General features: G+C 65.5%; 22 protein-coding genes and 1 tRNA gene. 9 read left to right on the top strand and 14 right to left on the bottom strand.

All coding sequences use genetic code 11. The features are described 5' to 3' along the window. Positions 1-11: 11 nt before the first annotated feature. From PMO31116_RS10315 to PMO31116_RS10280, 8 genes are all read right to left on the bottom strand, one after another. Positions 12-932 carry a branched-chain amino acid ABC transporter permease gene (locus PMO31116_RS10315; protein ID WP_150566643.1) on the bottom strand — a complete coding sequence of 307 codons (921 nt, stop codon included), beginning with the start codon at positions 930-932 and terminating at the stop codon, positions 12-14. Beyond that, complete coding sequence (locus PMO31116_RS10310; protein WP_150566642.1) at positions 929-1,801, bottom strand: alpha/beta hydrolase; 873 nt, start codon at positions 1,799-1,801, stop codon at positions 929-931. The genes PMO31116_RS10315 and PMO31116_RS10310 overlap by 4 nt, the downstream gene beginning before the upstream one ends. Before the next feature lie 199 nt (positions 1,802-2,000). After that, a complete protein-coding gene (locus PMO31116_RS10305) occupies positions 2,001-3,194 on the bottom strand; it encodes an ABC transporter substrate-binding protein (protein WP_150566821.1) in 1,194 nt (397 codons plus the stop codon). 220 nt (positions 3,195-3,414) lie between these two features. Beyond that, positions 3,415-4,410, bottom strand: coding sequence for an amidohydrolase family protein (locus PMO31116_RS10300; protein ID WP_150566641.1), 996 nt, complete (start codon positions 4,408-4,410; stop codon positions 3,415-3,417). A gap of 37 nt (positions 4,411-4,447) precedes the next feature. Beyond that, positions 4,448-4,999 (bottom strand): 3-hydroxyanthranilate 3,4-dioxygenase, encoded by a 552-nt coding sequence (locus tag PMO31116_RS10295; RefSeq protein ID WP_023595074.1) that lies wholly within the window; start codon positions 4,997-4,999, stop codon positions 4,448-4,450. Between the two features lie 54 nt (positions 5,000-5,053). Next, positions 5,054-5,488, bottom strand: a complete 435-nt coding sequence (locus tag PMO31116_RS10290; RefSeq protein ID WP_150566640.1) for a RidA family protein — start codon at positions 5,486-5,488, stop codon at positions 5,054-5,056. Between the two features lie 84 nt (positions 5,489-5,572). Continuing rightward, positions 5,573-7,045: a 2-hydroxymuconic semialdehyde dehydrogenase gene (locus tag PMO31116_RS10285; RefSeq protein WP_150566639.1), complete on the bottom strand. Its 1,473-nt coding sequence runs from the start codon at positions 7,043-7,045 to the stop codon at positions 5,573-5,575. Positions 7,046-7,222: 177 nt separating this feature from the next. Then, on the bottom strand, positions 7,223-7,789 hold the full coding sequence (locus tag PMO31116_RS10280; protein WP_150566638.1) for an SRPBCC family protein: 567 nt from the start codon (positions 7,787-7,789) through the stop codon (positions 7,223-7,225). A gap of 258 nt (positions 7,790-8,047) precedes the next feature. Between PMO31116_RS10280 and PMO31116_RS10275 the strand changes: the two genes are divergently transcribed. From PMO31116_RS10275 to PMO31116_RS10250, 6 genes are all read left to right on the top strand, one after another. After that, positions 8,048-9,121: a LacI family DNA-binding transcriptional regulator gene (locus PMO31116_RS10275; protein WP_150566637.1), complete on the top strand. Its 1,074-nt coding sequence runs from the start codon at positions 8,048-8,050 to the stop codon at positions 9,119-9,121. 197 nt (positions 9,122-9,318) lie between these two features. Continuing rightward, positions 9,319-10,332 carry an extracellular solute-binding protein gene (locus PMO31116_RS10270; protein ID WP_150566636.1) on the top strand — a complete coding sequence of 338 codons (1,014 nt, stop codon included), beginning with the start codon at positions 9,319-9,321 and terminating at the stop codon, positions 10,330-10,332. Between the two features lie 40 nt (positions 10,333-10,372). Beyond that, positions 10,373-11,197 (top strand): ABC transporter permease, encoded by an 825-nt coding sequence (locus PMO31116_RS10265; protein WP_023595080.1) that lies wholly within the window; start codon positions 10,373-10,375, stop codon positions 11,195-11,197. Between the two features lie 4 nt (positions 11,198-11,201). Next, complete coding sequence (locus PMO31116_RS10260) at positions 11,202-12,017, top strand: ABC transporter permease (protein ID WP_150566635.1); 816 nt, start codon at positions 11,202-11,204, stop codon at positions 12,015-12,017. Between the two features lie 22 nt (positions 12,018-12,039). Next, positions 12,040-13,083 (top strand): ABC transporter ATP-binding protein, encoded by a 1,044-nt coding sequence (locus tag PMO31116_RS10255; protein WP_150566634.1) that lies wholly within the window; start codon positions 12,040-12,042, stop codon positions 13,081-13,083. 7 nt (positions 13,084-13,090) lie between these two features. After that, a complete protein-coding gene (locus PMO31116_RS10250; protein WP_150566633.1) occupies positions 13,091-13,918 on the top strand; it encodes a phosphodiesterase in 828 nt (275 codons plus the stop codon). A gap of 97 nt (positions 13,919-14,015) precedes the next feature. Here PMO31116_RS10250 and hmpA read toward each other — a convergent pair whose 3' ends face one another. The 3 genes from hmpA to PMO31116_RS10235 form a co-directional block, all read right to left on the bottom strand. After that, positions 14,016-15,218, bottom strand: a complete 1,203-nt coding sequence (gene hmpA, locus PMO31116_RS10245) for an NO-inducible flavohemoprotein (protein ID WP_150566632.1) — start codon at positions 15,216-15,218, stop codon at positions 14,016-14,018. A 207-nt stretch (positions 15,219-15,425) separates the two neighbouring features. Beyond that, positions 15,426-17,108: an ankyrin repeat domain-containing protein gene (locus tag PMO31116_RS10240; protein WP_150566631.1), complete on the bottom strand. Its 1,683-nt coding sequence runs from the start codon at positions 17,106-17,108 to the stop codon at positions 15,426-15,428. Positions 17,109-17,323: 215 nt separating this feature from the next. Continuing rightward, the gene (locus PMO31116_RS10235; protein WP_150566630.1) at positions 17,324-18,520 is read right to left on the bottom strand and encodes an ankyrin repeat domain-containing protein; all 1,197 of its coding nucleotides are present in this window, start codon (positions 18,518-18,520) and stop codon (positions 17,324-17,326) included. 158 nt (positions 18,521-18,678) lie between these two features. On the opposite strand from PMO31116_RS10235, the gene PMO31116_RS10230 reads away from it, so the two are divergent. Beyond that, positions 18,679-19,365 carry a DUF1415 domain-containing protein gene (locus tag PMO31116_RS10230; RefSeq protein WP_150566629.1) on the top strand — a complete coding sequence of 229 codons (687 nt, stop codon included), beginning with the start codon at positions 18,679-18,681 and terminating at the stop codon, positions 19,363-19,365. A gap of 221 nt (positions 19,366-19,586) precedes the next feature. On the opposite strand, the gene PMO31116_RS10225 is transcribed toward PMO31116_RS10230, so the two are convergent. The 3 genes from PMO31116_RS10225 to PMO31116_RS10215 all read right to left on the bottom strand — a co-directional run bounded on the left by PMO31116_RS10225 (position 19,587) and on the right by PMO31116_RS10215 (position 22,313). Further along, positions 19,587-19,662, bottom strand: a tRNA-Thr gene (locus PMO31116_RS10225). Positions 19,663-19,851: 189 nt separating this feature from the next. Beyond that, the gene (locus PMO31116_RS10220; protein WP_150566628.1) at positions 19,852-20,865 is read right to left on the bottom strand and encodes a class 1 fructose-bisphosphatase; all 1,014 of its coding nucleotides are present in this window, start codon (positions 20,863-20,865) and stop codon (positions 19,852-19,854) included. Positions 20,866-21,029: 164 nt separating this feature from the next. Further along, entirely contained in the window at positions 21,030-22,313 is a 1,284-nt protein-coding gene (locus PMO31116_RS10215; RefSeq protein WP_023871850.1) for an aspartate carbamoyltransferase, read from the bottom strand. Positions 22,314-22,430: 117 nt separating this feature from the next. On the opposite strand from PMO31116_RS10215, the gene PMO31116_RS10210 reads away from it, so the two are divergent. Beyond that, positions 22,431-23,384, top strand: a complete 954-nt coding sequence (locus tag PMO31116_RS10210; RefSeq protein ID WP_484555849.1) for a LysR substrate-binding domain-containing protein — start codon at positions 22,431-22,433, stop codon at positions 23,382-23,384. A 112-nt stretch (positions 23,385-23,496) separates the two neighbouring features. Continuing rightward, a complete protein-coding gene (locus PMO31116_RS10205; protein WP_150566626.1) occupies positions 23,497-25,527 on the top strand; it encodes an aconitase family protein in 2,031 nt (676 codons plus the stop codon). Positions 25,528-25,566 lie beyond the last annotated feature (39 nt).

The raw sequence follows: 25,566 nt of genomic DNA, 5'->3' as shown, positions 1-25,566 counted from the left end.
CGTTTCCATCGTCAGCCGTGTTTGACCGGGAAGAGACCTTGCGGGCGCACGGCGAGCACGGCGGCCATGACAAGGTAGATGAGCATCGAGGCCAGCGCGGGGCCCGCGGTGTCCGCCGTGCTGCGCTCCATGAGGCTGCGCAGCAGTGTGGGCAGCGCGGTGCGACCGACGGTATCGACCACGCCGACGATCAACGCCGCGAGAAACGCGCCGCGCACCGAGCCGATGCCGCCGATCACGATCACGACCATCGTCAGAATCAGGATCGGCTCGCCCATGCCCGGCTGAACCGACAGGATCGGGCCTGCCATCAGGCCGGCAATCCCGGCGAGAATCGCGCCCAGGCCGAAGAGCAGCGAATTGAGCAGCACGATATTCACGCCCAGCGCGCCGACCATCTGGCGATGCGTGGAGCCGGCGCGGATCAGCATGCCGATGCGCGTGCGATGGATGAGCACGTAGCAGCCCAGCGCCACCGCAAGGCCCACCACGATGATGAGGAAGCGGTATGCCGGATACGCCAGGCCGAACAGATTCACCGTGCCGGCGAGCCACTCGGGCACTTCCATGTAGTACGGCGATGGCCCCCAGATCATGCGGGCCAGTTCGTTGAAGAACAGGATCAGGCCGAAGGTGGCCAGCACCTGGTCGAGGTGATCGCGGTCGTATAGGGTCTTGAGCGCGACAAACTCGACAATCAGGCCGATGAGGAGCATGGCCGGCACGATCGCCACGGCCGCAAGCGCGAACGAGCCCGTGTGGTTATATACGGTCGCGGCGATGAAGGCGCCCATCATGTAGAGCGAGCCGTGCGCGAGGTTCACGAAATTCATGATGCCGAAAACCAGCGTGAGGCCGGCGGCCATCAGGAACAGCAGGATGCCCAGCTGCAGCCCGTTCAGGCACTGCATGATGAAAAGCGTGAGACTCATGTCGCCTCCCGGGGGAGCCCCATCTGGCGGAAGATGGCCTGCGTGAGCGGGCTCGCGGTGTCGTTGAGCGTGAGCACGATATCGAAGTGATTGGTGCCGGGCATCGGCACGTACGTCCCTTCGAAGCCCCTGGCGCGCCAGGCCGCGAGGTAGTCGTCGGTCTGGCGCTTGAACTCGGTCGTCTCGGTCTCGCCGTAAGACACCACCAGCGGGCAACCGTGCGTGGGCAACTGGAAATACGGACTGTTGCGGCGCGCGTCTTCCTCGGAGAGCTTCATCCATTCATTGATATGCGTGAACGGAATGGGCGTGAGGTCGAACAGGCCCGAGAGCGGCGCCGCGCCGGCGATCACGTTCTCGGGCACGCCGTACGCCGCGTGCCAGCCGTGGGCGAGCAGCATGCCTACCAGGTGGCCGCCGGCCGAGCTGCCGCAGACATGGATGCGGCGCGCGTCGCCGTGGTGCTCGCCGATGTGGCGATGCACCCACGCGAGCGCACGTCGGGTCTGGTCGACGATGGTGTCGAGCGACGCGCCTGGCGCGAGCGAGTAGTTGACGGCGACCACCGTGGCGCCGGCGCGCGTGAAGGCGGGTGCCATATTGCTCGAATCGCTCTTGTTGAGCGCGCGCCAGTAGCCGCCGTGCACGAAGAAGAATACGGGGGCGCCGGGCGCGGGCGCGGGAAAGATGTCCAGCGTTTCGTCGGGATGGTCCCCGTAGGCGACATCCAGGACGCACGGCGTGGTCGCGCGGGCATGGGCGCTGTCGGCGGCGTACTGTTCCAGGATGTCGAGAATGTTCGGCGTGGTGGCGCGAGCGTTGTATTGAACGTCCAGCTCGGCGTCGTCGAAATTGCGGTAGCGCTTCATAAACCCTCGATGGTGCTCCGGTATGACCCGGGTCGTGCAACGGCGGTGACGGTGGCGGTGGGGGCCACGGACACTTCAGCAGCGGCCCGCGGCGATCACGCGCGCCGGGCGCGCTCGCCGTGTGCCGGTCCAACAGTTCACATCACGCATGGCGGGACATCGTGAGTCACGACGGCCCCACCATGCAATGCGCGGCAGCTTACGATTTGATCTTGCACTGTGCGGCCAGATCGGCGCGCGTCTTGATGTGGATTTGCCCCTTGGTGGCGAAGGCGGCGCCCGTGGCGTCCTTCACCACGTCCACGCGATAGAACTGCGCGACGGGGAACTGGTTGCTGGCGAACTTGAACGGTCCGCGCACCGACGCGAAGTCGGCCGCCTTGAGCGCGGTGCGCAGCGCTTCGCGGTCCGCCACGCTGCCCTTGGTCTTGGCAAGCGCGGAGTCGATCAGGTTGGCTGCGTCATACGACTGGGCGGCATACATCGAGGGCACGCGGTTGTACTTCTTCTGGAAGGCTGCGACGAACTGCTTGTTCTGCGCGTTGTCGAGATCCGGCGAGTACGGCGCACTGGTTATCGCCCCCACGGCCAGTTCCTTGAGCGCGGGCAGGGTGGAGCCGTCGATGGTCGACACCGAGATCAGCGGGATCTTGCCGAGCAAGCCGGCCTGACGGTACTGCTTGACGAAGTTCACGCCCATGCCGCCCGGATAGAACACGTAGACGGCGTCGGGCTTGGCGGCCTGCAACTGGGCAATTTCGGCCGAGTAGTCCGGCTGATTGACCTGGGTGTACACCTCGTCGACGATCTGCCCCTTGTAGTCGCGCTTGAAGCCGTTCACGGCGTCGCGTCCCGCCTGGTAGTTCGGCGCCATCACGTACATCTTCTTGTAGCCGAGATCGGTCGAGAGCTGACCGCCCGCCTCGTGCAGCTCGTCGTTGTCCCACGAGGTCGAGAAGAAGTTAGGTGAGCACTGTGCGCCGGCGATCGGCGTCGGGCCGGCATTCGAGCCCACCATGACCACGCCGGCGTTCGTCACGTTCTTGTGGATGGCCATCATCACGTTCGAGAACGTCACGCCGGTGATGATCGACACCTTGTCGCGCTCCACGAGCTTCTGCGCGGCCTGCACACCCACGTCGGGCTTGAGCTGGTCGTCTTCCTTGATGACCTGCACCGGCACGCCGCCGAGCTTGCCGCCCTTTTGCTCGACGGCGAGCATGAAGGCGTCGTACTGGTCCTGCCCGAGCGCGCCGCCGGGGCCGGAGAGCGTACCGATGAAACCGATCTTCACCTGGGCGTGCGCCCCGGTCGATGCGAACATCGCGGCGGCTGCGGCGACGGCGCCCAGTACGGCGATGGCTTTGCGTTGCGTGGTCTTCGTTCCCGTCATCATGGTCTCCAAACTAAGTGCCGAAACTGGCAATCACTGTCAGCAGAGGACTTGCGCCGGGATACTTGACCGCTTCTTCACGTCGGTCATGGCAGGCCAGGCGCGTCAGACTAATACAAATCGTCCTATATTGTTTAAGCGTCAAATATTTCAGTGCCCAGCCTAAACGACGCCTTTTGCGTAGGCAAGCAATTTCAAAAACACCTCGGGAAAGCACCAGTCAGAGGTTGAAGAACTCCCGGGCGTTGCCGGCCAGAATGCGTGCCCGGGCGGTCTCGTCCAGGTCCGGCTGGTCGGCCACGAGCCGGCCGATGTCCTGTTCGCCGAGCGGGAAGGGGTGGTCCGAGCCGAGCATGATGCGCGCCACGCCCATGGTGTCGACCAGCAGGCGCAGGGCGCGCGGGTCGAACACCGCGCTGTCCACGTAAAAGCGATCGAGATAGTGGGATGGCGGGTGGGGGCTGTCGGCGCGCACGATGTCGCGGCAGTGCCACGCATTCTCGGCGCGGCCGAGCAGATACGGGAACGCGCCGCCGCCATGGGCGAAGCACAGCTTGAGCGAGCGCGGCAGGCGCTCGAACGCGCCGGAGAGGATCAGCGAGAGGATCGAGAGCTGCGTCTCGGCGGGCATGGCCACGAGCCACGGCATCATCCACTTCTTCATGCGCCCGTCCGTCATCATGTCCCACGGGTGTACCAGCACGGGAATGTGCTCGTTGCCGCAGTGCCGCAAAAACGCCACGAGTTGTTCGTCATCCAGATCTTTCGGTCCGAGGTGGTTGCCGATCTGCACGCCCACGTGACCGGTGGCCTTGGCGCGCGAGGCTTCCGCGCAAGCCAGGTCGAGGTCCTGCAGCGGCACCTGCGCCATGGCCTTCAGCCGGGTGGGGGCGTAGGCGCAGTGTTCGAGCGCGAGATCGTTCATGCGCTGCACCCAGTCGACGACCTTTCGGCCCTCGTAGCGGTAGCCGAACATGATCGGCGTGGCGCAGACGACCTGGAGGTCGATGCCGTGACGGTCGAGTTCTTCGATACGCAGCGCGGGATCCCACAACGCGCGGTAGACCGGCCGGAAGGCACGGTCGTCGAGCATGATGTTGCCGGTCTCGCCGCTGTCGTCGATTCGAAGCCAGGGCGCGGTGGCGGGGTCGAGGCGGGCCGCTTCCTCCCGCGTGATGCGCGGGAAGAAGTGGGCGTGCATGTCGATTTTCTTCATGACGTGACGTATTGGGTTCAGAGGGCGACGCCGCGGCTCAGGCGGACGCCGCGGTGGTCTTCGGTTGCGCGGCGCGCCCCGGGTGGATCTCGCCGCAGCCCGGGCAGCGGCGCAGCGCCTCATTGCCGTAGAACGCCTCGAAAAGCGGGGGCAGGTCGGTCACGATGCTCTTGAGCTGGACTTCCACGCGGTGCACGCGGGTGCCGCAATTCAGGCAGTACCACTCGAAGCCGTCGAGCAGTCCGGCGGGGCGCTGGCGCTCGATCACGAGGCAGAGGCTGCCGGCCTCGGGACGCTGCGGCGAGTGACGCACGTGCGGCGGCAGCAGGAAGATGTCGCCTTCCTTGAGATCGATGCGCTCGGCGCGGCCGTCGATCCACAGGTTCACCCAGGCATTGCCCTTGAACTGGTAAAAGAATTCCTCGAGCGGATCGTCGTGATAATCGGTGCGATGGTTCGGCCCGCCGACGACCGTCACGATGAAATCGCTGTCCTGCCAGACCTGCTGGTTGCCCACGGGTGGTTTGAGCAAATGTGCGTGGTCGTCGATCCAGCGCTGGAAATTGAAAGGCTTGCCATACGTCAACATGCTGTCTCCCGGGTCATGCCGCGTCAGGTGGGGTATCGGTTGGCCGCTGTCTCGTCAGCGTGCGCGCGGCGAGTAAGCCACGCACTTGATCTCGACGAGCAGTAGCGGATGCGGCAACTGATGTACTGCCACGGTGGTGCGCGTGGGGCCGTTTTCGTCGAAATACTCGCCGTACACTTCGTTGTAGCCGCCGAAGTCGTTCATGTTGACGAGAAACGCGCCGACTTCGACCACGTCGGAGAGCGACGCGCCTTCGCTGGCGAGAATGTCGCGAATGTTCTCGATGACGGCGCGCGTCTGCTCGCGAATGTCCAGTTGGGTCACGCCCAGGGCATCGACCTGGGCGCCGGCGTAGGTATTGTCCGGACGGCGCGAGCTGGTGCCCGAGACGAACAGGAAGTCTCCGGCGCGCTTGATGTGCGGGAATTTGCCGCGAGGTCTGGCCTTGCCTTCGACCACGCGGGCCTGCGTGTCTTGCGATGCGCTCATGGATTCAGTCTCCGATTGGCTTGGGTAGCGTTGGCGCACGGGTGCGGCGCGCTCGACCCCCATCGATTGCGCCGCACCGTCGCCTCACAGTTTGATGCAGATGTTGGTGATCTCGGAATAGAAATCGAGCGAGTGGCGGCCGCCCTCGCGGCCCAGTCCCGAGAGCTTCACGCCGCCGAACGGCGTGCGCAGATCGCGCAGGAACCACGTGTTGACCCACACGAGTCCGGTCTGGAATTGACGCGCCACCCGGTGCGCGCGCGAAAGATTCGTCGTCCAGACGCATCCGGCCAGACCGTAGTCGCTGTCGTTCACACGACGAACCACTTCCTCTTCGGTGTCGAACGGCGCCACGTGACACACCGGTCCGAAGATCTCTTCGCGCACGCAGCGCGCCGAGTCCGGCAGGCCGGTCCAGACGGTGGGCTGCACGAATGCGCCTTCGTCGCGGTCGTCGCCGAACGTCGGCACGCCGCCGCCGGTGACGACCGTGGCCCCTTCCTCGACCGCGAGCCGATAGTACGAGAGCACCTTCTCGCGATGCTTTCGAGAAACGAGCGGCCCCATCTGCACCCCCGGGGCATCGGGTGCGTCGATGCGCAGCGCGGCGGCCCGTTCGCCGAGCGAGGCCACGAACTTGTCGAAGATCGGGCGCTCGACATAGACACGCTCGGAGCACAGGCAGACCTGGCCGGCATTGGTGAAGGAGGAGCGCACCACGCCATCGACGGCCTTCTCGAAGTCGGCGTCGGCGAACACCACGGCGGCGTTCTTGCCACCGAGCTCGAACGAGATTTCTTTCACGCCGTCGGCCACGGCCTTCATGATGGCGCTGCCGGTGCGCGATTCGCCGGTGAACGTGATTGCGGCGACGTCCGGGTGCCGGGTGAGGAATTCGCCCGCCGAGTTCGGCCCGAATCCGTGCACGAGGTTGAACACGCCCGGCGGCACGCCGGCATCATGCATTACCTCGGCGAGCAGCGTGGCGGACGACGGGGTTTCTTCCGAGGGCTTCGCCACCACGCAGTTGCCCATCGCCAGCGCGGGGGCGACCTTCCACGTGAAGAGCAGCAGCGGCAGATTCCACGGCGAGATGATGCCGATCACGCCGAGCGGCTTGCGCGTGACGTAGTTCATCACGTCGCCGCCGTCGGCCGCACGCATCTCGAAGACCTCGCTGCCGGCAGTCTTGATGAGATCCGCAAACATGCGGAAATTGGCGATGCCACGCGCGATGTCGAGCGTGCGGGCCTGCTCCTGCGGGCGTCCCGTGTCGGCGACTTCGGCGGCCACGAACTCGTCGAAGCGCGCCTGGATGCCGTCGGCGATGCGATGCAGCACGGCCGCGCGCTCCGCCGGCGTGGTCTTGCCCCATGGGCCTTCGTGCAGGGCACGGCGTGCGGCGCGCACGGCGCGATCGACCGTGGCGGCGTCGGCTTCGCAAACTTTCGCGACGCAATGCCCATCGACCGGGCTGAGGTTATCGAACTGACGATCGGTGGCGACAAACGCACCGTCCACGTAATGCCGCAGCAGCGGCGCAGTCGCAAGGCTCACGAGGTCTCCTGGAGCTGAGTGTTTTGCGGGGTGGCGGCGCGGCGCTCGGCGCCATGGGTCCTCCACCGGATGCCTTCAAGTCTAGGCATCCGGATCTATAAAAAATAATGAAATGTCGTGGATCGTCTATTCCTGAATGGAATAGCAGCGGGAATAGCAGCGGGAATAGCAGCGGGGTCAGTGGTGGGAAGGGTGGCTCACCCGGGCGCGGGCTTCACGAAGGTCGCGCGGGTCGCGTTCCTCGCCGATGGCCGCGGGAGGCAGGTCGGAGTCCAGGTACTCGACCAGGTGGGCGTTGAGCAGGGCGGCAAGTCCTTCGCCGCCGCGGCGCATCACGTAATTATGGTTCCAGCGGAACAACGGCTGGGCAAGGGGGGCGAGCTTGTTCATCCATGGTCGCGTGGTGTGCACGTCCCAGGCATAGCGCACGACCGTGATCGCGCCTTCGGTGTCGAAACGCCACACGCCGGTGCCTTGCGCCTCGCCGCTGGCCACGCTGCGCACTTCGCGCATGGGCTCGACGTGGGTGATGCGGGTCTCGAACGTCAGTGAGTAGGGCAAGGCGCCATGCCATGTGAGTTCGCGCACGGCGCCCACGCCGTCGGCATCGCCCGGATCCAGCGTGCGCACTTCGCGCACGCATGGCCACCACCGTGCCCAATGGTCCACGTCGCGGATCGTGTCCCAGACTTCGTTGAGCGGCGCCGTGAGCCGCCAAAGGGTCAGAAAGTGATACTCGTTCATGGCCGATCCCGTTCGTGGTTGGAGGGGGCGTCGTCATGCTCCGCAACGGCAAATTCGCCCGCGGGGAACCGCATGGGACTTTCAGTATAGGCGGCCTGTCGCGCTTCGTCGGATGTCGGTCAGTGCCCCGGCTGTCATCGATTCATCACATTTCCTCCATACAATCCCGTAGTGAAAACGTTTTCGTAAACGTTTACATTTACGCAAAATCCGTCAACGTCGATATCGGCGTCGTTTGACGACACTAACGAGAGGAGCATGGGCGTGGCAGATATCCGGGACGTGGCGCAGCGCGCGGGATGTTCGATTGCGACGGTGTCGCGCGCCCTCAATTCGCCGCAACTGGTGCGCCCTGAGACGCTGGCACGCGTGCAGGCCGCCGCGGCGGAACTCAAGTTCCGCCCGAATGCGCTCGGCCGGCAGTTGCGTGGCGAGCGCACCGGCCTGATCGGCGTGATGCTGCCCACGCTGGGCAACCCCGTGTTCGCCGACTGTCTCGAAGGGATCGAGGCGGCCATCGACGGCACCGGCCGCCGGCTGCTGCTCGTGACAACGCAGTACGACCCCGAGCGCGAGCGCAACGCCATCGAAACGTTGTTGCAACAGCGCGTCGACGGCCTGCTGCTCACGCTGGCCGATGCCGAGCACAGTGCGCTGATCGACGATCTCGCCGCCGAAGGCGTGCCCTGCCAGATGCTCTACAACGATGCGCCGGCGCGTCCCTGCGTGTCGGTCGACAACCGGGCGGCCGCCGCGCAGGGCGTGGCAATGCTGATCGATGCGGGACACCGCGACATCGTCATGGTGACCGGGGCGCTGCACGCTTCCGACCGCGCCAAGCGACGCTATCTCGGCTATGGGGACGCGATGCTGGCCGCCGGCCTCACGCCGCTGCCCGCCGTGGAAATCGATTTCAACAGTGGTGCACGCGGCGAGCGCGTGCGCGAGTGGCTGGCGCAGCGCGAGCGCGACGGCGCTCGTCCCACCGCCATCTTCTGCTCCAACGATCTGCTTGCCCTGGGCGTGATGCGCGCGCTGCGCGAGGCAGGGCTACGCGTGCCCGACGACATGTCCGTACTCGGTTTCGACGGCCTGGCCGTGGGCGAGCTGCTCTCGCCCACGCTCGCCACCGTCGTGCAGCCGAGCGTGGAGATCGGCCGCCACGCGGCGCAACGCCTGCTCGCGCAAATCGACGCGCGCGCCGGTGCTACGCCGGCACACGACGCGTCGCTGACCCATGCGCTGATCCTGCCGCACGAAATTCGTCGCGGCGGCACCGTGGCGGCGCCGCCGCACGACATCGGCCCGCAAGGCCCAGGCAGACATGAATAGCGGCCGCCGAGGGTTGCAATGGATTTACGGTTTTGAAGGTTTTGCAAGGCAGCAGTAAGCAAGGAAATTGGCGCACGACTGGCTCCGCCAAGAGAGCACAGCGTTCGCCGAGGCAATCAGGCATTGGACCAGCACTAGACCGCAACTTGAGGCGGCATGAAGTTGCCGCCAACGCTCAGACATTCAGGAGCCCGGAAATGAAGCTTTGGATTACCCGCGCCGCACGCACGCTGGCGCTTTTCACCTTGCTCGGCGCCGGCGCCGCGCAGGCCCAGCAGACCGCCATCTGTTACAACTGTCCGCCGGAATGGGCGGACTGGGCCGGTCAGGTCAAGGCGATTGCGCAGGACACCGGCATTCGCGTGCCGCTCGACAACAAGAACTCCGGTCAGGCGGTCGCGCAGCTCATCGCCGAGCAGAAGGCGCCGGTCGCCGACATCGTGTACCTGGGGATCACGTCCGCGATCGAGGCGGCGAAGAAGGGGCTGCTCGCGCCCTACAAGCCCGCCAACTGGGACCAGGTGCCGGCCAATCTGAAGGATCCGAACGGCTTGTGGACCACGATCCACTCCGGCACGGTGGGTTTCTTCGTGAACCGCGACGCGCTCGAAGGCAAGCCGGTGCCGCGTTCGTGGGCCGATCTGCTCAAGCCTGAGTATCGCGGCATGGTGGGCTATCTGGACCCGAGCAGCGCGTTCGCGGGCTATGCCGCGGCGATCGCGGCCAACCAGGCGCTCGGCGGCTCGATGGACAACTTCGGTCCGGCCATCGGCTATTTCCAGAAGCTCAAGGCCAATGCGCCGATCGTGCCGAAGCAGACGGCCTACGCCCGCGTGCTCTCGGGTGAGATTCCCATCCTGATCGACTTCGACTTCAACGCCTATCGTGCGATCTACAAGGACCGCGCCAACGTGCAGTTCGTGATCCCGATGGAAGGCACCGTATCGCTGCCGTACGTCATCGCACTGGTCAAGGGCGCGCCGCATGCCGACAACGGCAAGAAGGTGATCGACTACACGCTCTCGGACAAGGGCCAGGCGCATTGGGCGCATGCGTTCCTGCGTCCGGTGCGCGCCAGCACGATGCCGGCCGACGTGGCCGCCAAGTTCCTGCCGGCCACCGACTATGCTCGCGTGAAGCCGGTCGATCTGCAGAAGCTGGCCGCGCAGCAGGATGCGTTCGGTCAGCAATATCTGAAGAACGTGCGCTGAGCACGGCCAAGTCCAACGAGGAAGAGGAGCAAAGCAAGCGATGCGTGACCTGACTCTGCCGCGCGGCTGGCGCGTGGCACTTCTGCTACCGGCGCTGGCGGTCTTTCTGGCGTTCTGGCTGTTGCCGATGGCCGCCCTCGTGCAGGTGAGCGGCGACGGTCATGCGTTCGAGACCTATCGCGCGATTCTCACCAATGCGCGCTATCTCGACAGCCTATGGCAGACCGTGGTGCTCTCGGCACTGGTCACGCTGGCCACACTGGCGTTGTCGCTTGTGGCGGGCCTCTTCCTCACCCGTCATGACTTTCGGGGCAAATCGGCACTCGTGTCGATGCTGACCCTGCCCTTGGCGTTCCCCGGCGTGGTGGTCGGCTTCATGGTCATCATGCTCGCGGGGCGTCAGGGCCTCATCGGCGATCTCACGCTCAAGCTCGTCGGCCACAAGCTCGTGTTTGCCTACTCGCTCGCGGGCCTGTTTCTCGGATATTTGTACTTCTCGATTCCGCGCGTCATTCTCGCCGTGATGGCGGCGGCGGAATCGCTCGATCATTCGCTCACGGAAGCGGCGGCGTCGCTGGGCGCGGGGCCCTTCGCCATTGCGCGCGACGTGACACTACCCGCGCTGGCTCCGGCGCTGATCGCCTCGGGCGCGATGTGTTTCGCGACCTCGGTTGGCGCATTCGGCACGGCCTTCACGCTCGCGACGGATATCGACGTGCTGCCCATGACCATCTACACCGAATTCACGCTCAACGCCAACGTGGCGACCGCGGCGGCGCTCTCCGTCATTCTCGGCATCGTGACCTGGGCCGTCCTCATGCTGGCCCGCAATTTCACGGGTCAGGCCGTGGCCGCCGGAGGTTGATCCGATGCTCAAGAAAATGCTCTTCGTACTTCAGCTCACGCTCACGCTGCTGATGTGCGCGTTCCTGCTGATTCCCGTGGGTATGTCGATTCTCGCCGGGTTGTCGGTGAATTACTTCCGCGGGCCGTCGGCCGGACTCACGCTCCGATGGGTGATCCAGGTCTGGCAGGATTATCACGACGCCATTCTGAATTCGCTGTACGTCGGGCTGAGCACGCTGCTGCTGGTGACGCTGCTCGGCGTGCCCGCCGGCTATGTGCTCGCGCGCTGGAAGAGCCGCGTGGCGCGATGGATCGAGGAACTGCTCACGCTGCCCATTGCGCTGCCCGGCCTGGCGAGCGCGCTGGCGCTGATCAGCGTGTATGGCGGCATGCGCGGTTTTCGCGAGAGCCTGGCGTTCATCGTGGTGGGCCACGTGATCTTTACGCTGCCGTTCATGGTGCGCGCCGTGGCCGCGGCGTGCGCCGACTCGCGCATCAAGCTGATGGAGGAGGGCGCGGCCAGTCTCGGGGCGAGTTTCCTGCGACGCTTCACCACCGTGGTCCTGCCCAACATCCGCAGCGAGATCGTGGCCGCGGCGCTCATCGTGATCACGCTCTCGCTGGGCGAATTCAACCTCACCTGGATGCTGCACACCCCGGACACCAAGACATTGCCGGTCGGCCTCGCGGACGCCTACGCGTCGCTGCGACTGGAGATCGGCAGCGCCTATACGGCGGTGTTCTTCGTGCTGATCGTGCCCCTGCTCGTCGTGATGCAGATGACGGCGCAGCGCGCGAAGGCCACCAACGGGAAAAATTCGGCGCGCGGTCGCACCTGAACCGAACGCCAAGGACATGACGATGAAACTGACTTCCATCCCCATTCATCTGGAACGTTGTGCCAAGACGTTCAACGGCAACACCGTGCTCCAGCCGCTGGACCTGACCATCGGTGCGGGCGAGACGCTGGTCCTGCTCGGGCCGTCCGGCTGCGGCAAGACCACGACACTGCGCATGATCGCCGGGCTCGAGCGCCCCGACGCGGGAGGCCGCGTGCTTTTCGGCGACGAGGACGTCACACGCCTGCCGATCGAGAAGCGGCGTGTGGGCATGGTGTTCCAGAACTATGCGCTGTTTCCGAACTTCAGCGTGCGCGGCAACGTGGCGTACGGGCTCAAGCTGCGCGGCCTGCCGTCGGCGCAGATCGACAAGCGCGTGAACGAATTGCTCGAACTCGTGCACCTCACACCGTTCGCCGAGCGCGCCATCGCGCAGCTCTCGGGCGGCCAGAAGCAGCGTGTGGCCCTGGCGCGTGCGCTCGCACCGGAGCCGCGCGTGCTGCTGCTCGACGAGCCGCTCACGGCGCTCGACGCCAAGCTGCGCGAGACCGTGCGTGCCGACATGGATCGTCTGCTGCGCGGGCTCGGGGTGACGACGGTGTACGTGACGCACGATCAGGACGAGGCGATGGCGCTGGGCGATCGCATCGTGGTGATGAGTGCCGGGCGCATCGAGCAGATCGGTGCGCCGCGCGACATCTACTATCACCCGTCGTCGCGGCATGTGGCCAACTTCGTCGGTACGCTCAATCGTCTGGCCGGCGTGTGGCGCGACGGGCATTTCCATCTCGAGGGCGGCCGCCTGGCCTGTCCGGACGTACGAGCCGACGTGCAAGAGCTTTACTTCCGGCCTGAGGATGCCATCGTCGTGCCCGCGGGCGAGGCCTCGCTCGTCGGCTGCATCGACGAAGTGCAGTTCCTCGGCGACCGCACGCGCCTCACGCTCAGCGGTGTGTCGTCGGCCGGCGCGGTGCTGGTCGAAGTCTCGAGCCGTCGCGAATGCCGCGTCGGCGACCGGGTGGGCCTGTCGTTGCCCGCCGCTCATGTCTTCTCGCTTCACGGATAAACCGCTCATGCTGTTCGCGCAAATCAGCGACCTTCACATCAAACGTCCCGGCAAACTCGCCTATCGGCGTGTCGATACCGCCGCCTATCTGACGCGTTGCGTGGCACGGCTCAATACGCTCGCGCCACGCCCGGACTTCGTGGTGCTCACCGGCGATCTCGTCGATTTCGGCGCGCGCGAGGAGTATGAACACCTGCGCAGCCTGCTCGCGCCGCTGGAGATTCCGTACTACCTCGTCATCGGCAATCACGATGGACGCGATGCGCTGCGGGAAGTGTTTCCGGAGCACACGTATCTGGGCAATCCCGGGGAGTTCGTGCAGTACGCTGCGACGTTCGGCCCGATGCGGCTCGTGGCGCTCGATACCCAGGATCCGCCCAACGGCGGCGGCAGGCTGTGCGATGCTCGACTGCAATGGCTGGAGGCGACTCTGGCCGGAGATACCCAAACGCCGACGGTCATCGCGATGCACCACCCGCCGTTCGTGTGCGGCATCGAGCACATGGACGTGCAGTCGCTCGACGCGGCCGACGCCGCGAAGCTTGCCGCCGTGGTGCGCCGGTTCGACAACGTCGAGCGCGTGATCTGCGGGCACGTGCACCGTCCCATTCACACGCGTTTCGCGGGCACGATTGCCAGCGTGTGCCCTTCGCCCGCGCATCAGGTCGCGCTCGATCTGCGCGACGGCGGCCCGTCCGCGTGGGTGCTCGATCCCCCGGCGTTCCAATTGCATCGTTTCACGCCGTCGACGGGACTGGTGTCGCACCTCGCCTTCGTCGACGACGCGGGGGGCGCGCATCCCTTCTACGATGCCGCCGGTGCGTTGATCGATTGAGGCGATGGTACCGGCGCGACCCGCGCCGAATGCCCGAAACGACACAAGGCCCCCACGGGGGCCTTGTCGTTGGCGGCAATGACCGTGCGGCGACGGCTTACAGCAGATGGTCGAGCGCGTCCGGGCCGAAGACCTCGCGATGCAGGCGTTCGGCCGGCACCCCGGCATCTCGCAGGGCACGCCATTGTGTCTGCATGAACGGTACCGGACCGCACAGCAGGTAATCGGCATTGGCGGGCAGCGACAGGTGAGCGACGTCCATGCGCCCGGCATGGGTGAAGTCGACGCCTTCGCGCTCGGTGTCCTGCGGCGTTTCGAAGAACGTGATCACGCGCAGGTGCGGCAATTGCTTCGCCGCGTATGCGATGTGACGGCGCAGCGCCATATGCGAACCATTGCGGGCGGCGTGAGCGAACACGATGTCGCGCCGCGAGCCCTTGGCCGCGAGTGCCGCGAGCATCGACATCATCGGCGTGATGCCGACGCCGGCGCTGAGCAGCACGAGCGGACGATCGACGTCGAGACGGGGGGTGAATTCGCCGTAAGGCGGGCTGACCATGATGCGATCGCCAGCCTTCAGATGGGCGTGCAACCAGTTCGACACCTGGCCGGCCGGCCTCGCGGCGTCGGCGTCTTCACGCTTGACGGTGATGCGCCAGTGCGGGGCGCCCGGCGCGTCCGACAAGCTGTACTGGCGGCGCTGAACCAGCCCGTCCGGCAACGTGACCGACACGCTCACGTATTGGCCCGGTACGAAGTCGCCCGGGGAGCCGCCCTCGGGCGTACGCAGGTAATACGAGACGACGTGGTCCGTCTCTCGGTCCACATCGGCCACGATCAGTTCGCGCAGCGTGCCCAGCGGCGCATGGGTGCGCTCCGACAGACGCGCCTCGGCGGCGATCAGCTCCCCGGCGAGCAGCCAGTAGGCTTCATCCCAGGCGGCGATGAGTTCGGGCGTGGCGGCCTCGCCGAGCACGTCCTTGATGGCGCCGAGCAGGTGGCGACCGACGATCGGATAGTGCGACGGCGTAATGCCCACGGAGACATGCTTGTGCACGATGCGCTCCAGCACCGGCCCGAGCGCCGCGGCGTTATCGATGTTGGCCGCATAGGCGAACACCGCCGAGGCGAGCGATTGCTGCTGTGCCCCGCTGGCCTGATTGCCCATGTTGAACAGATTGCGCAGCTCGGGGTGGGCGTCGAACATGCTCGCGTAGAAGTGGCGCGTGATCGCAAGACCGTGCTCGCGCAGAACGGGAACGCTGGCGTCGATGTAAGGGCGGGAAGCTGCGGAAAGCATGGCAAGACTCCTGGATATATAAGATGCAATTCATATGCATCTTTTTGGTCGCACGTGTGCGTGTTTCGTTGGCATCGTGCCAGGCGTCTGGCGAGGTAGTGGCACGGTGCGGCATTCGGTCGCCGGTACCCCAGGGCTCACAGCTCAACTCACAACGACAACATCGGGGCCCGGCGAAGTGATTATAAGATGCAAATCAAATGCATATTATTGGGATGCGGCGGAATGTCGCATCGGTGGGGCAGCGGCGCCCGCACCGCGCACCGCAGGCGCGGCGCGCTGGCGACGATGGGCAATCGTCCATTGGGCGCGGCGTTGAGTTTCGGCGACAAACGCGTGGGTGGCGCGCACGAACCGCGCGCGTTCGCCGCCGAGCATGGCCAGCGGCGTGGTGCCCGCCCGGTTCGCGCGGTTCGGATCGGCACCGTACCGCATGGCGACATTGAGCAGGTAATCGGCGTGGGTCGGGTCGCCTGCCGCGCGCGTCGACCCGGCGAGGTAGTGCATCAGGGTGTTGCCTTCATCGTCGGGCGCGTTGCCGGCGTCCGGATGCAACGAGAGCAGGACTTCGGCGGCGCCGCAGTAGCCGTGCCGGCCGAGCCAAACGATGGGCAACGTGCATTCCCGGTGGACGGCCTCCCGGTCGGCGCCTGGACGTAGCAGTGCTCTGGCCGTCTGGAACAGCGACGCGTGCGGCAGCAGCGGATCGTGCCCGGCATCGCACAGGCGCTTTGCTTCGCGCTGCATGGCGACGGTCAGCGGTGACAGGCGAGCGTCGGTGTCCGACGCCGTCGGCGCGTCGCCTGTGAGTATCAGATGGCGGGCGCGCTCTCGCGCCTGCGAGAGCATCGCCTGGTAGAGGCGGACGTATTTGACGAGGCTGCTCGACAACAGGGCGATGGGCGTGGCACCGGCATGATTGGCGTGGCCCGGATCGCCGCCGTAGCGAAGGGCGACCGTGAAAAGAAAGAAGGCAGCGAACGAGTGCGCCGTGTGCTGGGTGGCAGCGGCCAGGTGGTGCATCAGGGTATTGCCGTCGTGGTTCTCGACGTTGCACGTCTCGCCGAGCGACAGCACGGCCTCCGCGGCGGCGCAATAGCCGTTCAGGGCGAGCAGCATTGCCGGCGGCGAAGCCGTGGGCGCCGGTTGCGACGCGAGGGCGCCGTTCGACAGAAGCAAGGCGCCCAGGCGGTAGAGCGATTCGTGAAGGATCAGCGGATGGTGTCCGCTGTGGTGCAGGCGCTCGGCCTCGGCAGCCATGGCGGCGGCGAGCAGCGGCACGCCGGAAGCCGCGCGCTGATTGGCATCCGCGCCGAACGCCAGCAGACGTGGCAACCACTCCGGCGCGACCACGCTGCACAGATGCGACAGCGGAGGATGGAAGTGACCGGGCATCTCCGAGGCCGCAACATCGTTGGTCGTGTCGCGACCACAGGCGACGAGCACGCGCAGCGCCGTACCCAATCGTGAGTCGGTTGCGCTCGCCTCGGGCGTCACGCTCATTCCGGTCATGCCGACCGTGATGCATTCGTTCATGATCGTGTCGATGAACACGCTCGGGTAGGCGCTGGGCGACGCGGCGTATTGGAGCCAGAGGAGCAGCCCCTGGTCGCTGAGCAGCAGGTCGGCTTCGTCGCGGCGCAAGTGGAGGCGGCGCGATGGCGTGACGAAAATTCCGCACTCGTCGAGTTGCGCGAGCGTTCGGTCCTTCGCCGGTGTGCCCAGCAGCGATGCCATGGAGAAGACGAGGGCCTCGCACGCCTCGATGTCCCTCATTCGGCAGGCATCGCGCAGTTCACGGCCCGCCGCGGAGTCCGCGCGCAGCAGCAGGTCGCGCACTGCTTGCGCGGCGCAATGGCCACGTCGCATGGCGGCAAGCAACTGGGGCAAGGACAGTTCCGTCAGGTTCACCGGTTTGGGTTGGAGGGGTCTCAGTGGGGTGGACGACGATGTCGAAGGCAGGGGCGGTACGGTGGAATTCGTCGCGCGTAGGTCGTGTGGCATGGTGCGTCGGTGCAAGGAGAAGCCGTTTGCGGCGCGTGCCGCCGCTCGTCGTGTCGATGCCTGGGGGGCGGCGTGGACAGGGGGCCGGTGACCGGCCGCGGTCACAGGGCGGGACCGCCGATGCGGCGCAATGCTGTCTTGCGCACGGCCTCGAGGAATTCGGGACTGATGGCGGGCGGCGTGCCCTGGGCGTCGGGCATCCAGGACAAGGGGGCGTGGCCCGCGAGGTTCTTGCGCGCCAGGTCGCCGTGGTGTCGCGCCGCCACGGCAAGGCTGTAAAGGGCGAGGTTGGCGTTGTCGCGCTTCGCGGCGGTGTCGCGCGCACGGGCGATGACGCCCAGATGGTGCATGAACGTATTGCCGTGGCGATCAGGGGTGTTCGGATCCGCGCCGGCCAGGAGCAAGGCTTCGACGGCGCCGCACAGTCCGAGCATCGTGAGCATCACGCCTGCGGGTGCGCCGTGCCGGTTGGGTTGCATCAGGTCGCCGCCGTAATGTCTGAGCAAGCGGGCGAGTTGGCTCAGCGACACATGCGGATGCAAGGGATCCTCTCCAGCGCAATGCAGGCGCAGTGCCTGTGCACGCATGGCGATGACGGTGAGCGGCATGCCGTGGCGGTTGGTCTGATTGGGACTGGCGCCGATTTCCAGAAGACGCCTGAGCCATTGCGGGGCGATCTGGCTGCACAGGTGGACGAGCGGGTTGTCCGGCACTGTGCGCGTCATGCTCGAGGGGCGCGCGTCGGTTCTGTCGCGGCCGCAGGCGACCATCACCTGGAGGACGTGGTCGATACGTTCGGCGTTTTCGTCGTCCGGTTTGCCGAAGATGTCGGAGGCGTCGAACAGGTTCAGATAGCCGGTGGGCGTCGCCGCATATCGCAGCCAGAGCATGAGGCCTTTGTCGCTGCGCAGCAGGGCGCTGGCATCGCGGCTCGGGGACAGGTCGCGTGTCGGTATCAGGAAGACGCCGGCGTCGGACAGTCGATCGATCGAGCGTTCGGCTTCCGGCATCATCAGCAGCGTCACCATTTCGAGGAAAAGCGGGCCGTTCGGGCACGCGGCTTCGCAGAGGTCGTGTAGTTCGCGGCCTGCGTAGGAGCGCGTGTTGACCAGCGTGTTCCAGATGTCCTGCGGGCGAAATTCGCGGTGAAAGTGGGCCTGGAGGACTTCTCGCAGCGACTGAGTGGCCAGAGGTGCGGTGTCCCGGTAATACCCCCGTCGCTCGGATTCGATGGCGGGGCGAGTGACCGGACTGCTCGTGCTGTGAGCGGCGGAGGCGACGGGAGGTGTGCCTGGCATGGTGTGAAGGTGAACGGTGGTGGGAAAAGCGCATGGTTGCGCACAAGGCGCGTGCGTGTTTTGGCATTCGTGCCGCGGAGCTATCGGACGCGGCCTTGCCGAAGGCGACGCGCGGCGATTTACAATGCCGTCTTCAGGATTCATCGCCAGTTTTTGATATGCCGGAGAAAAATTCCCCTGCTGCGGGTTCGATCGCGCAGTCTGCGCAGACATCGGACCACGACGCCGTGATTGCCGCCACGCGCCACTGGCTCACGCGTGCGGTGATCGGGTTGAACCTTTGCCCATTTGCAAAGGCGGTTCACGTCAAGGAGCAGATTCGCTATGTCGTGAGCGACGCGCGCGACATGGAGGGGACGCTGGTTGATCTCGAGCGCGAACTGCAATGGTTGGCCGAGTCGGAACCGCAGGCGGTCGACACCACGCTGCTGATCGTGCCCGCCGCACTGCGCGACTTCCACGAGTACAACGACGCACTGTTCTTTGCGCAGCGCATGCTCAGGCAACTGGGCCTGGAGGGCGAGTTGCAGATCGCGAGTTTCCATCCGGACTATCAGTTCGAAGGGACCGCGCAGGACGACGTGGAGAACTACACGAACCGCTCGCCATATCCGATTCTGCACCTGCTGCGGGAGTCGAGCATCGACCGCGCCGTGGAGGCGTTTCCGGAAGCCGAGACGATCTATGCGCGCAACGAAGCGCTGATGCGCAAGATGGGCGTGGCCGGTTACCACGCATGGATGGCGCAGCCCGCCGCCGACGAGGACGGCGCAAATGACAACGCGGGCGAGATCATGGACACTGTGGATGCAACGCGCGATACGCGGGGTAACGCAGGGCAGTGAGGCGATACGGCCGCATCGGTGCGACCCGCGCGCCGCATCGGAATGCAAGCCGCGGGCGCGGGGATGGTGAACATGGGGGCGGCAGGCATGACCCGGGAACCCCGGGCGATTCGAACCGGACGCAGAAAACAAAAAAGCCGCGCGACGAATTCGGGCGGCTTTTTTGATGACTGCTGAGGACTGCGGTCTTGCTTGCATGACCAGGGACTTGAAGAAGTCGCTGGTGCCGGAGAGAGGAATCGAACCCCCGACCTTCTCATTACGAATGAGCTGCTCTACCGACTGAGCTACTCCGGCGCTGCGAAGAAGTGAGATAATAGCAGAATTTCCGTGATTGTCACGACTTTTTTCAAAGATTTTTTGCTGTCTCTGCGCGAGTCACGCGTAAATCATTGAAATTTCAGAAATCCTGCGCTTCGCCGTCGAGAAAATTTTTGCGCGACATTTTCGTGCGACGTCTTCCCACCTCTCTCGCATCACTGAGACTTACTTTGCCCCGGCTTCATGGTGATAGCCGGTGACACGTTCGACCTCGTTCTTCGAACCGAGGAACACCGCCACGCGCTCGTGCAACTTTTGCGGCTGGATGTCCAGAATGCGCTGCAAGCCGTTCGTCGCCGCACCGCCCGCCTGCTCGACCAGGAAGCTCATCGGGTTCGCTTCATACATGATGCGCAGCTTGCCCGGCTTGTCCGGATCGCGCTTGTCGGCCGGATACATGAACACGCCGCCGCGCGTCAGGATGCGATGCACGTCCGCCACCATCGACGCGATCCAACGCATGTTGAAGTCCTTGCCGCGCACGCCTTCCTTGCCTTGCAGCAACTCGCCGATGTAACGCTGCACCGGCGGGTACCAGTGGCGCTCGTTCGACATGTTGATGGCGAATTCCTTCGTGTCCTCCGGAATGCGCATGCCTTCCTGCGTGAGTACCCACGAACCCATCTCGCGATCCAGCGTGAAGCAGTTCACGCCATGTCCCGTCGTGAGCACCAGCACCGTCTGTGGACCGTACACGGCATAACCGGCGGCGACCTGCTGCGTGCCGGGCTGAAGGAAGTCCTTCTCCGTCGGATCCGTCACGCCTTCCGGGCAACGCAACACCGAGAAGATCGTGCCGATCGACACGTTCACGTCAATGTTGGACGAGCCGTCGAGCGGATCGAACATCAACAGGTATTCGCCCTGCGGGTAACGGTTCGGAATGTGGAAGACGTCCTCCATCTCTTCGGATGCCATCGCCGCCAGGTGGCCACCCCACTCGTTGGCCTCGAGCATGATCTCGTTGGAAATCACGTCGAGCTTCTTCTGAACCTCGCCCTGCACATTCTCGCTGCCAGCGCTGCCGAGCACACCGCCCAGCGCACCCTTGGACACCGCATGGCTGATGGACTTGCACGCGCGCGCGACGACTTCGATCAACAGGCGCAGCTCGGCAGGAATATTATTGTATTCCCGCTGCTGTTCGATGAGATATTGCGTTAGGGTCTTGCGCCGCATGAGGGCCTCCAGAAAAGCAAAAAAGCGTACATATTCGCGATGGACGCAATTTTACTCGTAAAGCGACGCTGCCCCCGGGAAAATCCTCGGGGGCAGCGCATTTTCAGCGGTGTCAGAAGCACGTCTCGGAAGCGTCAGAGACATGCGGGCGGCACGTTCGTCGCTCAGTCGATGGCGTCGAACAGGGCGTCGTCCGGACCGATGTGCGACGGTGCGCGCCAGGCGGCGTCACGCATGCTGTGCTGTACCTGCTTGTCCACACCGAGCAGCACGGCGAAGATCGCCATGCGCACCGGAATGCCGTTGTCCGTCTGGCGGAAGATTGCCAGGCGCGGGTCGTGGTTCAGGTCGGTCGACAGGTCGTTCGCGCCCGGACGGCTGTCGCGCGGCAGCGGATGCATGATGATCGTGCGGGCGTCGCAGTACTGATTGATCAGCGCCTCGTTGATCTGGAAGTCGGGCGTATAACCCTCGATCGCCTCGTCGGCGAAACGCTCCTTCTGGATGCGCGTCGCGTACACGACGTCGGCTCCGGTCAGGTCGGCGAGCGAGTTGCTCTGCACGATCACGTGACCGTTCTGCGAGATCTGGTCGAGAATGTACGTCGGCATTTCCAGCGATGGCGGCGAGATCAGCGTGAACTTCAGGCCGCGGTACAGGGCGAGCAGCTTGATGAGCGAGTGCACCGTGCGGCCATAACGCAGATCGCCGACCATGGCGACATGCGCGCCGTCGACCAGTTTGCCCAGACGCGAAAACTCGCGACCGATCGTGTACAGGTCGAGAATCGCCTGGCTGGGGTGTTCGCCGGGGCCATCGCCGCCGTTGATCACGGGGATGTTCGTGGCGCGGGCGAATTCGGCGACCGACCCCTTTTCCGGGTGCCGTACGACGAGGGCGTCGACGTAGCCGCTCATCACGCGGCTCGTGTCGTAGATCGATTCGCCCTTGGCCATCGACGAGAACGTGAAGCCGGTCGTGTCGCACACCGAGCCGCCCAGGCGGCAGAAGGCGGCGCCGAAGCTCACCCGCGTGCGGGTGCTGGCCTCGAAGAACAGATTGCCCAGCACGGCCCCCTCGAGCACGCGCGAGATCTTCTGGCGGCGTGCGATCGGCTGCATGATGTCGGCAACGTGAAACAGTTCTTCGAGCGAGTCGCGCGAGAACTGGTCGACTGAGATCAGGTGCGGCTTGCCGTCGAGGCCCATGCGTTCGCGTAGCGGCTTGTGTGCGCTTTGCGTAGATTCCGCGGAGGGCGCTTCACGGCCGAGGATTTCGCCCACGAATTTCTCCACGATGCTCGGCATCGTGCGGTATTCGCTCGAATCCTCAGGCAGCAGCCAGGTGTCGAGGGCGCGCCGGCGAACGCCGATGCGCTCGGCGAAACTGTCGCGGGTCATGTTCAGGCGACGCATCGCGTCGCGCAGGAAAGTCTGCTGTGCACTCATGGTCGGGTCGGCAGGGCTGTGTACGCGATGCGTATAATAGGCGTCGAATCGTTGTTTGTCCAGCAAAAGACGTGCTCCGCGTGGAGCCGCGCCGGCCGGGCGTTTCCGGCATTTCCGATGGGTTGCACGACGGGTATGGAAAACCTTCTCCGCAAGCTTGACCTCACTTCTTTGCGCCTTTTCGTGGCCGTCTGCCAGGAGCGGAGCATGGCACGCGCGGCCGAGCGAGAATTCATCGCGCCCTCGGCGATCAGCCGACGCATCGCCGACGTCGAAGCGATCGTCGGGCTGCCCTTGATTCAGCGTCATCAGCGTGGCATTACCGTCACGCCGGTGGGCGAGACGGTGCGCCGCTACGCCGAACGTATCCTGGGGACCATCGAATCCCTGGGGGCCGAGCTGTCGCAATTCCACGAGGGCGCGCGCGGGAGCGTGCGCATTGCGGCGAACCTTTCGGCCATCGTGCAGTTCCTGCCGGAAGACCTCGCCGCCTTCGGTCGGGTGTTTTCCGCCGTGGACGTCGAGCTCGACGAGCAGCACAGCAACGAAGTGCTTCAGCGTGTGGCCGAGCGCGCGGTGGATGTGGGTATCTGCAACGCCGTCGAAGGTATCGAGGCATTCACGATGGTGCCGTACCGTCGCGACCGGCTGGCGGTGATTCTGCCGGTGGGGCATCCGCTGGCCGCGCGTACGGGCGAGATTCCGTTCTCGGCCTGCGTTGGAGAGACGCTCGTGGGGCTTCAGGGCAATAGCGCCCTCACGCAGTTGCTGCGTCAACAGGCGAGCGCGGCGGGTGCGTCGTTGCGCATCAAGATCCGGGTGTCGAGTCTCGATGCGCTGTGCCGCATGGCACACGCGGGCCTGGGCATCGCCATCGCGCCCGAGCAGGTCGGCCAGTTGTACGTCGGCAAGCTCGACGTGGTCGTGCGCCCGCTCACCGATGAGTGGGCGCACCGACAGCTCTGGCTCGTGTTCCCGTCGCGCGAGCAGTTGAGTGCGACCGCGTCGGCGGTGGTGAATTTCCTCGCGCAGGGGCAGGGCGCCGGCGACGTGGCCAACGTCAAGGGATAACGACGCCCGCCGGCGCACGCCACACTTCGCGATCTGTCATGCCGGGCTTGCCGAGACGGCACGGCAGACGCTCTGCCCGGCCGCTATGCTGTCTTCCGGAGGTAATTGCCGCATGGAAGACACCATTCGTTTCGACGGTCGCATTCTGTTTCTGTCCGACGACCCTGCCATCGTGCGTCGACAGTTGGCGGGCGAGTCCCTCGCCCGCGTCGAGGCCGGGCGGCTGCGCGACAACGTCTCGACCGACGAGATCACGCCCGTCACCGTCATGCTCACTTATGACGAGCGGCTCGGGCGCTACCCCTACGTCGGTTTCAAGGCGGGAAACGAGATGCCCATCGGCGAGCACGACGTGCGCCGCGGCGGTTTTCAGGTTACGGTCGCGGGCAAGCGCTACGGCAAGGGCTCGTCGCGCGAGTCGAGTCCGCTCGCCGAGCTCAGCGCCGGCATTCGCCTGATCGTGGCCGAGAGCTTCGAGCGCATCTATCAGCAGAACTGCGACAACATCGGCATTCTGACCACGACCGACTTCAGCGTTCTCGATCGCATCGCCGCCGGCGAGCCGATCCCCATCACCGAATTTCTCAAGGGGCGCGACGCCCTCACGCAACAGATCATCCGCAGCGGCGGCCTGCTTGCGTTCAGCAAGTTTGCCGACTGGCCGGCGCCCGCCACCGACTCGCACGACGAGGCGAATGCCGACGATCGGCCCGCCCGAACCCTCGTCGAGAAGATCATGGCGCGTCGGCTGCATCCGTCGACACCCGGGCTCGCCCACGGCGACGGCGTGTTCCTGCGCGCGGACTGGCGCTTCTCTCACGACTACTTCACCGGCATGTGCGCGCATCTGATGCACCGTGCCTTCGGCGAACCGGCGGCATTGCACGATCCTGCGCGCATCATCGCGTTTCAGGATCATCTGGTGCTGGCCGGGCAAAGCGTGCCGCACGTCAGGCAGGGATTGCTGCCGGGCGTGGCCAATCTGACGCGCGGCCACCGCGACTTCGTGACGCGATATCCCGTGCTGGCGCATGGCGAACGGGCGGCGCGGGGCGGGCCGGCGGGCGATGGGGGGCAAGGCGGCGGTGGTGCCGATGGTGTCGATGGCGCTGATGGCGTTGATGGGGCGGACGGCATTTGTCATGCGCTGATGGCCGAGCGCTACGCGCTGCCCGGACAGATTGTGATCGGCACCGATTCGCACACGCCGCACGCCGGCGCGCTGGGTTGCCTGGCCTTCGGCGCGGGCGCGACAGATGTCGCCAACAGTTGGGTTACCGGTTACGTGCGCTGCAAGGTGCCTGAGACGCTGCGCGTCGAGATCGACGGTGAGCTGCCCGCCGGTGTCACGGCCAAGGACGTGGTGCTGCACCTGCTGCGCCTCGATGCGATTCGCGGCGGCGAGGCCATCGGCGTTGTGTTCGAGTACGCGGGAAGCGCGGTGCGCGCGATGTCGATTGACGAGCGCGCCACACTGACCAACATGGTCGCGGAGCTTGGCGGCTTCACCGGGATCGTTGCCCCCGACGAAAAGACCGTGGCGTTTCTCAAGACCCGTCGGGGCGTCGATATCACGCTCGAGCCGTGGATGACGAGTGACGAGGGCGCGCGCTACCGCGATGTGATCCGTGTCGATGCCAGGTCTCTCACACCGATGCTGGCGCGTCCGGGCGATCCGGGCAACGGCGTGGCGCTTGCCGAGCTCGCCTCGCCCGTGGCCATCGATATCGCATACGGCGGCTCGTGCACGGCGGGCAAGCGCGACGACTTCGACGCCTATCACGCCGTGCTCGCCTGGGGCGTGGCGAATGGGCTGCGCGTGGCCGACGGCCGCCGGCTGTTCCTTCAGTTCGGCACGATGGACGTTCGCGCCTATTGCGAAGCGCAGGGCTATCTCGCCACGTTCGAGGCGGTCGGCGCCACGCTGATCATGCCCGGTTGTGGCGCGTGTGCGAATTGCGGGCCTGGGCAGTCGACATCGGCCGATCAGGTCACGATCAGCGCCATCAACCGGAATTTCCCGGGGCGTTCGGGGCCTGGCAGCGTGTGGCTGGCGAGCCCCTATACGGTGGCCGCCAGTGCGCTGGCCGGACGTATCGCGAGTTTCGAGGAACTGAAGGCGGCGGCCGCCGTGGCGGACTGAGCGCGCGGCGACGGCGGCGTTGGCGCGGCCATTTCGCTG

Origin of the sequence: Pandoraea morbifera (genome assembly GCF_902459575.1) — a bacterium.
In the GTDB taxonomy this organism is placed as follows: domain Bacteria; phylum Pseudomonadota; class Gammaproteobacteria; order Burkholderiales; family Burkholderiaceae; genus Pandoraea; species Pandoraea morbifera.
The sequence above is the reverse complement of the archived record's forward strand: the minus strand, read 5'-3'. Positions and strand labels throughout refer to the sequence as shown.